Annotated in this window: 14 protein-coding genes; 9 read left to right on the plus strand and 5 right to left on the minus strand. The window is 55.6% G+C overall.

The window, feature by feature from the left end:
- Positions 1-61: 61 nt before the first annotated feature.
- Entirely contained in the window at positions 62-634 is a 573-nt protein-coding gene (locus DS906_RS07140) for a YceI family protein (protein WP_113789586.1), read from the minus strand.
- A 127-nt stretch (positions 635-761) separates the two neighbouring features.
- On the minus strand, positions 762-1,280 hold the full coding sequence (locus DS906_RS07145; protein ID WP_113789516.1) for a hypothetical protein: 519 nt from the start codon (positions 1,278-1,280) through the stop codon (positions 762-764).
- 284 nt (positions 1,281-1,564) lie between these two features.
- On the opposite strand from DS906_RS07145, the gene rpsF reads away from it, so the two are divergent.
- From rpsF to DS906_RS07180, 7 genes are all read left to right on the plus strand, one after another.
- Positions 1,565-1,918: a 30S ribosomal protein S6 gene (gene rpsF / locus DS906_RS07150; protein ID WP_082637099.1), complete on the plus strand. Its 354-nt coding sequence runs from the start codon at positions 1,565-1,567 to the stop codon at positions 1,916-1,918.
- A 27-nt stretch (positions 1,919-1,945) separates the two neighbouring features.
- A complete protein-coding gene (gene rpsR, locus DS906_RS07155) occupies positions 1,946-2,173 on the plus strand; it encodes a 30S ribosomal protein S18 (RefSeq protein WP_005982441.1) in 228 nt (75 codons plus the stop codon).
- Positions 2,174-2,185: 12 nt separating this feature from the next.
- Positions 2,186-2,806, plus strand: coding sequence for a 50S ribosomal protein L9 (gene rplI / locus DS906_RS07160; protein ID WP_113789517.1), 621 nt, complete (start codon positions 2,186-2,188; stop codon positions 2,804-2,806).
- Between the two features lie 237 nt (positions 2,807-3,043).
- Positions 3,044-3,400 carry a hypothetical protein gene (locus DS906_RS07165; RefSeq protein WP_113789518.1) on the plus strand — a complete coding sequence of 119 codons (357 nt, stop codon included), beginning with the start codon at positions 3,044-3,046 and terminating at the stop codon, positions 3,398-3,400.
- 153 nt (positions 3,401-3,553) lie between these two features.
- On the plus strand, positions 3,554-4,042 hold the full coding sequence (locus DS906_RS07170; protein WP_113789519.1) for a lytic transglycosylase domain-containing protein: 489 nt from the start codon (positions 3,554-3,556) through the stop codon (positions 4,040-4,042).
- A 214-nt stretch (positions 4,043-4,256) separates the two neighbouring features.
- Positions 4,257-4,958 carry a LuxR family transcriptional regulator gene (locus DS906_RS07175; protein ID WP_199528503.1) on the plus strand — a complete coding sequence of 234 codons (702 nt, stop codon included), beginning with the start codon at positions 4,257-4,259 and terminating at the stop codon, positions 4,956-4,958.
- Between the two features lie 96 nt (positions 4,959-5,054).
- Positions 5,055-5,906, plus strand: coding sequence for an acyl-homoserine-lactone synthase (locus tag DS906_RS07180; RefSeq protein WP_113789587.1), 852 nt, complete (start codon positions 5,055-5,057; stop codon positions 5,904-5,906).
- 96 nt (positions 5,907-6,002) lie between these two features.
- Here DS906_RS07180 and tig read toward each other — a convergent pair whose 3' ends face one another.
- From tig to DS906_RS07195, 3 genes are all read right to left on the minus strand, one after another.
- Positions 6,003-7,334: a trigger factor gene (gene tig / locus DS906_RS07185; protein WP_113789521.1), complete on the minus strand. Its 1,332-nt coding sequence runs from the start codon at positions 7,332-7,334 to the stop codon at positions 6,003-6,005.
- Positions 7,335-7,517: 183 nt separating this feature from the next.
- Positions 7,518-8,642: a porin gene (locus tag DS906_RS07190; protein WP_113789522.1), complete on the minus strand. Its 1,125-nt coding sequence runs from the start codon at positions 8,640-8,642 to the stop codon at positions 7,518-7,520.
- A gap of 301 nt (positions 8,643-8,943) precedes the next feature.
- Positions 8,944-10,680, minus strand: a complete 1,737-nt coding sequence (locus DS906_RS07195) for an NAD(P)H-hydrate dehydratase (protein ID WP_113789523.1) — start codon at positions 10,678-10,680, stop codon at positions 8,944-8,946.
- Positions 10,681-10,849: 169 nt separating this feature from the next.
- Here DS906_RS07195 and DS906_RS07200 point away from each other — a divergent pair, with 169 nt between their 5' ends.
- Positions 10,850-11,188 (plus strand): P-II family nitrogen regulator, encoded by a 339-nt coding sequence (locus DS906_RS07200; RefSeq protein ID WP_113789524.1) that lies wholly within the window; start codon positions 10,850-10,852, stop codon positions 11,186-11,188.
- A gap of 33 nt (positions 11,189-11,221) precedes the next feature.
- Positions 11,222-12,628 carry a type I glutamate--ammonia ligase gene (glnA, locus tag DS906_RS07205; protein ID WP_113789525.1) on the plus strand — a complete coding sequence of 469 codons (1,407 nt, stop codon included), beginning with the start codon at positions 11,222-11,224 and terminating at the stop codon, positions 12,626-12,628.
- Positions 12,629-12,630: the final 2 nt, after the last annotated feature.

Genomic DNA, 12,630 nt, shown 5'->3' on the forward strand with positions numbered 1-12,630 from the left:
GAACAAAAAAACCGCCGGGGCCTGACGGTCCCGGCGGTTTCTTTTTGTCTATCAGGCAGGCTTATTCGGCTTTCTGTGCTTCCACCGAAATGCGAATCTCGACCTCGTCGCTCACAAATGGTGCGAACTGACCCAGATCAAACTCGCTGCGAACCAATGTGGTGGTCGCATCAAATCCGGCCCAGGGCTTGCCCGCCATCGGATGCTCGCCGACCTGATTCAGTTTGGCGTCCAGAACCACCGACTTGGTCACACCGTTCATTGTCAGATCGCCGGTGATGTTCGCGGTGTTGTCACCGGTGACTTCGATACCGGTCGAGGTGAACGAAATCAGGTCACCCTCGGCGACGCCAAAGAAGTCTTCGGTCATGAAGTGATCTTCGCGCGGCTTCCAGCCGGTGATCATTTCGACGACGGGCATCGAAACGCTCACGCTGGAATCAGCCGGGTTTTCCTGATCGAACATGATCTCGCCTTCAAAGCCCGAGAACATGCCGTAGGTGGTAGAGAAACCGAGGTGGTTATAGTTGAAAACTACCTGGCTGTGGCTGGGGTCCAGAACGTATTTCTCGGCGCTGGCAAATGCCGAGGTCGCCGATACGGCCAGTGCAGCAGCAAGAAGGGTGGATTTCATGAAAATCTCCAAAAATGTTGTGAATGCAAACCAATCGGAATGCTCGATAAAGAAAATGTGCCGCCCAAGGGCGGCACACAAGACTTATTCTCTCACATTTTCTGTTCTTAAATGAACAGAGAAGAAATCAAGCGAAGATCGTTACACTTCCGCTCAATTGGCCCTTCAGCACTCGGCCAACATCCGCCGATTGCAGCGGCAGTTTCATCAGCAGGCTGCCGTCCACGTCATAGAGTTCAACCTGATCATCATCAAAGCGTGCACCACCCAGGGTGTCGTAGCTGCGGCGCAGGACCGTCTGAGGACGCCCGTTCTCATTCTTTTGAAGCACACGCACTTCGCGGCGGATTGGATCAAAATAGGCATCGGGGCGCGCATCGAGCACCTGAATAGTCAGCAGACTGACACCGATCAGCAGGAACGTCAGCGACGCAGCCAGTTTGATCGGCCAAACTTCCGTTGCCATCACCGCGCCCGACATCAGCCACATGGAAAACGCGACAACGATCAAAAACGCCCCCGCGACGCGTGCCAGAATGGTGCGTGCCCTCCAGTTCGGCGCAAATGCGATAAGAACTGGAACCGATTGATCATAAGTCGTGCTGGTCGCAGACTTCTCGAAGGTATTCGTGTTCATCGCGGTCATTTCTCTGTACCCTAGTTCACGTTGCCGTCTTTGGTTCGCTCTGTCCGGTTAGTTCCCGGTATGCAAAACAACTTTGAGCCGAAAAGCGTCAGGAATTGGGCAGCGCAAAGGAAATAGCGCGACTTCACCAAGGCATGTGTGACGGCCCTTGCCCCCCGACGCGAATGGTGTATATGGGGCCATCCTTCGCAAGAGTTATGAATCGCGCAGCCTCTCGTGGCAGGGTCGCGAAGGACGAACCGGCCCCGCCTTTGAAATGCGCCTTGATAGAAACAGGAGTGCACATGCCACTGTATGAGCATGTAATGATCGCGCGTCAGGACTTGTCCAACGCGCAGGCAGAAAGCCTCGTCGAACATTTCGGCACCGTTCTGGCTGACAACGGCGGCAACGTCGTCGAAAGCGAGTACTGGGGCGTCAAGACGATGGCCTACAAGATCAACAAGAACCGCAAGGGTCACTATTCCTTCCTGAAGACCGACGCCCCCGCTGGCGCCGTTCAGGAAATGGAGCGCCTGATGCGCCTGCATGACGATGTTATGCGCGTTCTGACCATCAAGGTCGACGAGCACAACGAGGGCCCCTCGGTCCAGATGCAGAAGCGCGACGAGCGCGAAGGCCGCCGCGAGCGCCGCTGATCAACGCCTGACGAAAGGACATATACCATGGCCGCAAAACCATTTTTCCGCCGCCGCAAAGTCTGCCCGTTCTCGGGCGACAACGCGCCGAAGATCGACTACAAAGACACCCGTCTGCTGCAGCGCTACATCTCTGAGCGTGGCAAGATCGTTCCGTCGCGCATCACCGCCGTTTCGGCAAAAAAGCAGCGTGAATTGGCCCGTGCTATCAAGCGCGCCCGCTTCCTCGCCCTGCTGCCCTACGCTGTGAAGTAAGGAGAGACTGATATGCAAGTTATTCTTCTGGAACGCGTTGCGAAACTGGGCCAAATGGGCGACGTCGTTGACGTCAAGTCTGGCTTTGCCCGCAACTTCCTGCTGCCCCAAGGCAAAGCACTGAGCGCATCGAACGCCAACATCGCGTCGTTCGAAGCCCAGAAAGCGCAGCTTGAGGCCCGCAACCTGGAAACCAAGAAAGAAGCTGAAGCACTGGCTGAAAAGTTGGATGGTCAGCAATTCATCGTGATTCGTTCGGCATCGGATGCTGGCGCTCTGTACGGTTCGGTCACCCCGCGTGACGCCGCAGATGCCGCAACCGAGGCTGGTTTCACAGTCGACAAGAAGCAGGTCATCCTGATCGCACCTATCAAAGATCTGGGTGTGCACTCGGTCGCAGTCAAACTGCACCCCGAGGTCGAAGTCCAGATCAAGATGAACGTCGCCCGTTCGCAAGAAGAAGCAGAACTGCAGGCGTCGGGTAAATCGATCCAGGAATTGGCTGCCGAAGAAGAGGCAGCCGCAGAATTCGAAATCGCCGAACTGTTCGACGATATCGGTTCCGCAGCGTCTGACGACGACGATATGGTCGCCGAAGAAGCCCCGGCTGAGGAAGACGAAGCCAAAGCCTGATCCGGCTGCATTTGAACGATTTATTGGCCGCGCCGAAAGGCGCGGCCTTTTTTTGTTCGTATCCTGGGCCAAGATAGATCGCGGCGTCGGATGTGACCACGAATTAGGATGGAAATTGTGCTATCCTAGGGGCACGCGGCCTCTGCCGCCCCAGCCGCATTTTTTTTGAAGTTCATTTATTAGCAATTTGCGTGATCGCGCATCTGGGCGGATCGCGATCCGGCAGGAGAAACCATTATGGCATCCTTGTGCGACTACATCGTCGTGAATGACGGTTCTTTTTCTTTAAACCCCGGTGAAAGCCAGACCTTCAGCGACCCGATCCCTTCCAACCTGATCATCGGAACCAACCGCGCGAAACCGATCCTTGCCTTCAAAGCCTGGGCAACGCCGTCCGGAGGGGCCTTTCAGATCGAGATAAACGATACCTTTATTTATGGCCCGTCCATGTCGGGCGGCGACATTCGTGGATTATGGGAGACCTTCTCCGGAACCGTTCTGAACCCAGGGATCAATAACACCGTTCAGTTTCGCGCGACGGAGAACAAAATCTGGTTTGCCGATATCATTTTGTGGTTCCAGGTCGAAATGTGACAACGCGCCCTTCCGGCCCGACCAAAACGGAACACTCCGGCGTCGAAAAGTGACGCGACGAGACACGGCATAAATCAGCGCGCGGGTTGGCTGTCTGCTTGCGGTTGCGTCCGGCGGGACTATCATGCGCCCAACCCCATCCGGAGACCACATATGCCCCAATACACGCGCCGCGCTCTACTTGTTACACTACTTGGCGCACCTGCCCTGGCTGCTTGCGGCGGCCAGGATGGCAGGCACAGTTCACGTAATGCCCCTTTTGATCCGCCACTATACCCCAACGAGACCCCCGAGTTGCGCGCATCAATCAACAAGTGGGCTGACCATTATGAATTGCCACGCGAGCTGGTGCACAAGCTCGCCATAAGGGAGAGCACGCACCGACCTTGGGCCGTTAACAGCCCCTATTACGGGTTGCTGCAAATCCTGCCCGCGACAGCACGATCAATGGGGTACAAAGGCAACGCACAGGGATTGTTGGACGCAGACACCAATCTGGAATTCGCCGGAAAATATCTACGTGGGGCGTGGCTCTTGTCAGACGGCGACCAAAAGCGGGCCATCTTCCTTTATGCCAAAGGTTACTACCCCGAGGCTAAGGCCGCCGGGATGCTCGTTGAAACTGGCCTAAGGTCGGAGTGACGTTAGGTAAGGATATAGCTTGTCATTAGCGTAAAGGTTGCAATAATGACTTATGCAATCGCTAAGGTATTCTGTTGCCAGAACCACGCATTATGCCTAAGCGTTATGCACAATTAGCTTGCGTCAGGCACCACAGTTGACGCAACGTATTCGGTGAATTGGACAGATTTGGCATGTCTTTGGGGAAAGATTTGCCGCCGCAAGGGTTGGACAGGTGAAACTAATAGACTTGGCCGCGATCGACCACGAGGAAAAGTCGGCAGCCGACATAATTAATGCTGTCTGCGATGAATTGGGTTTCGACTACGCGTCTTATGCAACTTTTAACCCTGTAAAGGGTGATGTTCAGGGATATGCCAACTTCCCGGACGAATGGAAGATTCACTACGGCAGCCAAGGATTCCACCATTTCGACCCGACCTTATATCAATCTGCGCTCAGCATCGCTCCGGTAGACTGGGGCAGATTTAATCGTGACGAAAAGTTCCATTCGGTTTTTCGGGATGCGCATGATTTTGGCATTTCGTCCCGTGGGTTAACAGTACCGGTACGGGGACCGTACGGGGAATGCGGCCTGCTGAATGTGACCCGAAAATGCTCGGATTCCGAGTGGGAGAAGTTGAAGAAACATGTGATGGGGGACCTGCAGATGGCTGCAGTTACGGCACATGATACTGTGATGCAGTCCGGTCTGCTGGCCAAAGCGCTGTATCTACCAGCCCTTTCGACCCGAGAGAAAGAGATCCTACAATGGGTCGCTGGCGGCAAATCTCAACAGGATATCGGCGATATTTTGTCAATTTCACACCGTACTGTCGAAGTTCACATGCGGTCCGGCCGTGAAAAACTGGGTGCATTGACAACGCCGCAAGCCATTGGAAGGGCTATCGGACTGGGCTTAATCGCCCCAGGATAATCAAAAAAGATAAAAAATACGGGAAACCCCCAATAGTCTTAGCTCAAATCTTAGTTAACGTCATCCTTACGGTAACCAGACTGTAGGGGGATGGAAATGATCATCGTAATTGATGGTATTAACCAGAATAAGTTTAAGCATGTCTTGGACGAGATGTATAAACTGCGTGCGCGTGTTTTCGGCGATCGCCTTGGTTGGGATGTAAACATTGTCGATGGGCGCGAACGCGACCATTTTGACGACCTTCATCCAGCACATGTAGTTAGCATCGACGACGAGGGGGACGTTGTTGGGTGCATGAGACTACTGCAAACGACCGGGCCACACATGCTTTCGGACGTTTTTTATTCAATCCTGGACGGCGAACCGCCGATCCGCAGTGCGCAAGTCTGGGAAGCAACCCGGTTTTGCGTTGACACCAAAAAGCTTGGGCGAGGACGCGGGGAAAACTCGGTATCCTATGTCACCAGCGAGATCATGATCGGCTCGTTCGAATATGCCAAGATGGCCGGCGTATTGGACTCGATTGCCGTGATTGACCCTGTGATGAACCGCGTCCTGCAACGGTCCGGCAACGCGCCTTATGACTATCTTGGAACTGCCAAGCCAATGGGCAAGGTTGTGGCCATGGCCGCCCTTATGGACTGTTCGGATGAACGGATCTCGGGTGTTCGGGACTATGCAGGCATTGAACACGATGTCTTCCTGACCGAAGAACAGGCACTGGAGCTGTTTGAAGGCGCAAAGGCCAAGCAAAGTGCCGCAAACTACGACCACCAGCCGCTGACTCAATTGGAAAAGTATTTTGTCGAACAAATGAGTTCGGCAACATCGAAAACCGAAGTCGAGTCTGTCCTGAAGCTGATCGAGGCGCTTTCAGACCGCTTTACGCCAGAGCAGAAAACCGCTCTGTTAAGAACCCCCCGTGCTTTTGCTCATGAGGCCTGACCCCCTCACCTCATAAGTTAAAGCCACCCAAGCGGAGCCGTCTTTTTTCAGACGGCTCCGTATTTTTTTACGCCCATGGGGATGGGCGGACGAGGATTACTCCTCGTCCAGTGCCTCAACGGCTTTCTGCAGATCGTCTTTGCTGACTTCTTTGTCCGCGACCTGAGCCAGTTCAAAAACATAGTCGATGACTTTGTCTTCGAAGATCGGCGCGCGCAGCTGTTGCTGCATCTGAGCGTTCTGCTGAACGAACTCAAAGAACTGACGTTCCTGACCAGGGTACTGACGTGCCTGGTTCATGATCGCCTGGGTCATCTCGGAATCGGTGACCTCAACTTCGGCCTTCTGGCCCAGTTCAGCCAACAGCAGGCCCAGACGCACGCGGCGTTCGGCCAGCTTGTTGTGCTCGTCTGTGGGCTCGATCTCGGCGTGGTCGTGGCCTTCCACTTCCGGGTTTTCCTCGTGCCACAGCTGATGTGCGATCTGCTTGGCTTCGGCTTCAACCAGCGACGGAGGCAGGTCGAACGAGACTTTCTCGTCCAGCGCATCCAACAGGCCACGCTTCATGACCGCGCGCGATGCACCGGAATACTCCGCTTCCAGACGCTCGGCGATTTGACCTTTCAGCGCGGCCAGATCTTCTGCGCCAAACTTGGTTGCCAGCTCGTCGTTTACTTCTGCAGCAACAGGTTCCTTCACCTCTTTGATGGTGCAGGTGAATACGGCGTCTTTGCCGGCCAGATGTTCTGCGCCGTATTCCTCGGGGAAGGAAACGTTGACGTCTTTTTCTTCTTCGGCCTTCACGCCAACCAGCTGCTCTTCGAAGCCGGGGATGAAGCTGTTGGAACCCAGAACCAGCGGATAGTCCTCAGCCGAACCGCCTTCGAATTCTTCGCCGTCAACTTTGCCAACAAAGTCGATCACAACCTGATCGCCGTCCTTGGCTTTCGAACCCTTGCGGCGTGCTTTGAAGTCCTGCGCGGTTTCTGCCAGGCTGTTCAGCGCTTCTTCGATGGCTGCGTCGTCCGCTTTGACAACCAGCTTTTCCAGCTCAACCGATTTCAGGTCAACTTCGGGGATCGCAGGCAGTGCCTCATAGGACATTGCGACTTCGACATCGTCGCCTTCTTTCCAGTCTTCGTTTGTCATTTTGACGTCGGGCTGCAGTGCAGGGCGCTCGCCGCTGTCCTCAAAGTGCTGGTTCATCGCACCATCGATGGTTTCCTGCATCGCTTCGCCCAACAGACGCTGACCGAACTGCTTTTTCAGCAGCGCCATCGGCACTTTGCCTTTGCGGAAACCCTTCATCTCGACTTCCGGCTGCGCTTCGACCAGTTTCTCGTTAACTTTGTCGTTCAGCTCGGCTGCGGATACGACGATATTGTAGCCGCGTTTCAGACCTTCGTTCAGCGTCTCGGTAACCTGCATTATGGTAGTCCCCATAGGATTCGGGGCGCGCAAAACGGCGCGCCGGACAAATTTGACGCCTTCTATTTGCCCAGCCGCTTACGTGCAAGAGGCAATGGCCGGATCAGCCTTGTTTTGCCGCCGATTTGAACAAAAAGAACGCCCCAGTCAGACCGGGGCGCCGTTAGCTCCGGGGAAACGTCGTCAGAACTTCCAGAGTGCACCCAGCACCCAGGCTTCGTTCTTGTCAAAGTCGACCGTGTCGTCGAAGTCGTGGTTACGGTATTTCAGGTAGGCGTCCGTGTTGATCGCGTCGATCCGCTGAACAACGGCAATACCCCAGGACTTGGTGCTGGACCCTTGATTTTCGAAATCAGAACCGTCGAAATAGTCGATACCAACGCCGGTTTTACCCCAGGACACCCAATCCCCTTCATAGGCAAGTTTGGTGTACCAGTAATCCGGGTCGCTGGCGCCGGTAGAGGTATCGTCCCGCGTGCCGAGGGCCGCAGTAAAGCTGAACCCGCTGGGCAACAGGACCGACGCGGACCCGATAGTATCCTTGCGCTCGCCGGGTTGGCCGTCGAAGTCCCTTACTGCGTAGGCAATGCTCGCTGCGAACTCGACACCGTTGGTGAACGTGTTCCGGTACTTGACCGCGAGATCGTAATAATCGTCGTCATCGCTGCTGGAAAGGATGTTCTGACCATAAGCAATCGCCGCTGAGAAACCGTTGAAATCGGGTGTGTCATACCGCACCCTGCCCCGACGTGCGCCATCAAAGTTGCTAGCCGAGTCGCCAACGGTGATGCCACTCAGGATACCGTCTGCTCCGCGGTAGAAAAACGCGCCGTTTTCATCGTTTGTAAAAGAATACAAAGCCGTCCCGACGTAGGACAAATCAGTCTCGGCGGCCCCGTCCGAGGCCATACTGCCCTGACCTGCAGAGAACTTACCGTATCCACCCTTGAGCGAGAAATCGACGTGGCGGATATCTTCACGGCTCCAACCGTTGGTGTTGGTGCCATCCTGGTTGGCTGTCCCGGTACTTGGCAGACCCAGACCCGTTTCGAACCGGAACATGAACTCATTGCTGCCATAGGGCTGCATGACGCGCAAACCCACGCGGCTGTTGGACAGGTCATTGTCCAGCAACCGGGTCTCGGTCTCCTGGCCGTCATCGACCGATACGATCACCGGATCGAGCTGACCGTACAGTACCACGTAACCGCCGCTGTTGTTTTCGTACTTCAATTCAGCGGCGGCAGGTATCGCCGTGGTCATCGCCAGAACAGCGGCAACCGAGGGGAGTTTCAAATTCACTGTCATTTTATTCACCTTGAACGTTTCGTTTGTGGGAACCGTCAAAAGAAAAACCGATGAGGCAGCCCACTCCGCAAGGAACCGAGTTAGTCGTGTTTAGGATTTCTGCCTTACGGCTCAAATCGGCAGAAAGTAAATTTTAATCATATCAAAGATTTGGCCACCAAGATTTCGTAGGCAGGAAAATCTAGGTACAAGTCTGCCACTCTGTCTGATGTCTTTCAAAAGGAATGACATGCATTGATGCGGATACGTGCGGCCATTTCTTGCCGAACGCTGAAAAAAGCGGCTAATTTCCGCCCATGCGTCATTTGGCCAGATGCCGAAAGACCGCAGGTAGTTGCTCGGGCAGATCCTCGGCAATCAACCCGGGGCCGAAATGGCGCGCGCATTCCACATGCAGCCACGCACCCGTTTCCGCAGCCTGCATTGGGGCGAACCCTCGCGCCAACAACCCGGTGATAAACCCGGCGAGCACGTCGCCAGAGCCAGCCGTCGCCAACCACGGTGCCGAACGCTCATAATGGGCCGAATTGATCGCACAGCGCCCATCCGGCGCGGCAATCACCGTGTCCGGCCCCTTGAACAGAACCACACACCCTGCCCGCTTGGCCGCCTCACGCGTTGCGTCGACCTTGGAATAGGCCGGGCCTTTGGTGGGAACAGCCTTGAACTTTTCAGATATGTCAGGGAACAGGCGTGCGAACTCTCCACCATGCGGTGTGAGAACGCATTTATCGTGCAATTGGTCAAACAGAGTCGCAGGGTCATCCGCATACGCGGTCAAAGCGTCGGCATCCAAAACCGTCGCCCGATTTGCCGCCAGAGCAACCGGCACCAGATCCCGCGCACGCTCCAATCCCAGACCGGGGCCAAGACAAAGCGCATTCAACCGCTCATCGTTGAGAACATCGGACAACCCGTCGCCACCCTCAACCCGTTGCAGCATGATTGCCATCACCTGCGCCGCAACCTCCATCTGCGCCGCCGGGGGAACCCCCAATGTTACCAACCCGGCCCCAATCCGCAAAGCACCGCGCGCTGCCAATCGCGCCGCGCCGGATTTGCCGGAACCGCCCGATAAGATGAGGGCGTGGCCATGGGAATACTTGTGTTGTTGTTTGAATTTGGGCAAGCGATAAAGCGGCAACCCAATCCATGTTCGCTCGTCCTTCACGCGGCCAGGTGCCTCGGCAAGGGTTAGAAAAGCAGGTCGGCTCGCCCTGCGAAAAGGCTTTGGTCCTAACGTGAAAGCATCGTCATATGGTTCACCGTTAAAGCGGCAACGCTGCGTGGAAATGCCTATGTCTTTAACAACGAGCTTGCCACACAAATCCGGCCCTTGCGCCAGAAAATGCCCGGGCTTTGGGCTATCGAAACACACGGTCAACCAAGCAAAACGGTCATGCAATGGACGCGCGCCGCCCGCAGTAGCAACCTTGTTTCGCATCTCTGCGGGCAAACCGTCCAGAAATTCGCGAGGCTTTAGGTTCAATGGCTCTTGATGCAACACCCGCCCGCTGTCCAAACACAAACCAGATGGGGCATCTATGCTGACCAGGCGGTCGGTGTAATGGTCCCCATTCACACCAGAAAGATGCCGAACAACCTTGAACAGTTCACCGTCCAAGCCGCGTTTCAGTCCCGTCCCAAACAGAGCGTCAACGTAAAGATCGACAGAACCACACTTGCGCATGTCCTGCTCAGTCAGCGGAACAACCTCCCCCAACTCCTGCCACCGATCATAGTTCACTTGCGCATCTGCTGGCAGCTTGTCGGCGTCCCCATACAGAAAAACCTCGACTTCCCAGCCCCACTCTTTCAACAGGCGCGCAACGACGAACCCATCACCACCATTATTGCCGGGACCGCACAAAACCACGGCAGCGCCAGACGTTTTCGACAGTTCAGGCCATTCCTCAAAAATCGCCTCGACAACCCCGCGACCGGCGCGCTCCATCAGTTCCAGACCGGTCACCTGACCGGACTCAATCGCCGCTGTTTCAATTGCTCGCATCTGCGCCGCTGTTAGCAATTCCGTCATCTCAAATCCTCTGGCGATTCAGTTTCGCTTACTTTTTGTGCAAGTTGATCAAAAATTGACCCGACGCCCATTTTCTCAGCGCCCGGCTCGGGCCGATATCGCTATCACATTGCCGCCCGAATTTAGACGTGGTCAGTGCCAAGCTGACAAGAGTTAACAGGAGCCCGGAATGAAGAAGATCGAAGCGATCATCAAGCCGTTCAAACTCGATGAGGTTAAAGAGGCGCTGCAGGATGTCGGCGTCCAGGGTCTCAGCGTGATCGAGGTTAAGGGCTTTGGCCGTCAGAAGGGCCACACTGAATTGTATCGCGGCGCGGAATATGTCGTCGATTTCCTGCCCAAGGTGAAAGTCGAGGTTGTGCTGGACGACGATCAGGTCGACGCGGCCATCGACGCCATCGTCTCGGCAGCGAAAACCGACAAGATCGGCGACGGCAAGATCTTTGTCTCGCCCGTTGAACAAGCCATTCGCATCCGGACCGGGGAAACCGGCCCGGATGCACTGTAACAGAACAAACTCAAAGCAGAGGAATATATAGTTATGAGCAAGGACGCAGTTCTTCAGCTGATCAAAGACGAGGACGCCGAATACGTCGACGTTCGCTTCACTGATCCCCGCGGCAAGCTTCAGCACGTCACGCTGATGGCTGACCAGGTTGACGAGGACTTCCTGGAAGAAGGCTTTATGTTCGACGGTTCGTCCATTGCGGGCTGGAAGTCGATCGAAGCATCAGACATGAAGCTGATGCTCGACACCGAGAGCGCCTATGTCGATCCGTTCTACGCCGAAAAAACCATCTGCGTGCACTGCTCGGTTGTTGAGCCCGACACTGGCGAAGCCTATGAGCGTGACCCGCGTGGCACCGCCCAGAAAGCCGAAGCCTATCTGAAAGCCTCTGGTATTGGCGATGTGGCCTACATGGGCCCTGAAGCGGAATTCTTCCTGTTTGATGACGTCCGATTCTCGAACAGCATCAATAAGGTATCCTACGAAGTTGATGCAACTGACGCGTCGTGGAACACCGATACCGAATACGAGATGGGCAACATGGGCCATCGTCCGGGCGTCAAGGGCGGCTACTTCCCGGTGAACCCGATCGACGAAGCGCAGGATCTGCGTTCGGAAATGCTGTCGACGATGAAACGCCTGGGCATGAAGGTCGACAAGCACCACCACGAGGTTGCGTCGTGCCAGCACGAGCTGGGCCTGATCTTCGGCAGCCTGACCAAACAGGCTGACGAGCTGCAGAAGTACAAGTACATCATCCACAATGTCGCGCACGCCTACGGCAAATCGGCCACCTTCATGCCGAAGCCGATCGCAGGTGACAACGGCACCGGCATGCACGTGAACATGTCGATCTGGAAAGACGGCAAGCCGCTCTTTGCTGGCGACAAATACGCCGACCTGTCGGATGAGGCACTGTACTTCATCGGCGGCATCCTGAAGCACGCCAAGACGCTGAACGCCTTCACCAACCCGGCGACCAACAGCTACAAGCGTCTGATCCCGGGCTTTGAGGCCCCCGTTCTGCGCGCTTATTCGGCCCGTAACCGTTCGGGTTGCGTCCGTATTCCGTGGACCGAAAGCCCGAAAGCCAAGCGCGTCGAGGCCCGTTTCCCCGATCCGGCAGCAAACCCCTACCTGTGCTTTGCCGCGCTGTTGATGGCCGGTCTGGACGGCATCAAGAACAAGATCGATCCGGGCGAAGCCATGGACAAGAACCTCTACGACCTGCCTGCCGAAGAACTGGCCGACATCCCGACCGTCTGCGGCAGCTTGCGCGAAGCTCTGGAAGCTCTGGCATCGGATCACGACTTCCTGCTGCAGGGCGACGTGTTCACCAAAGACCAGATAGACGGCTACATCGCACTGAAGATGGAAGAAGTCGAAACCTACGAGCACACCCCGCACCCGGTTGAATACGGCATGTACTACAGCTGCTAAGC

It is taken from the genome of Ruegeria sp. A3M17, assembly GCF_003318255.1.
Taxonomy (GTDB): domain Bacteria; phylum Pseudomonadota; class Alphaproteobacteria; order Rhodobacterales; family Rhodobacteraceae; genus Ruegeria.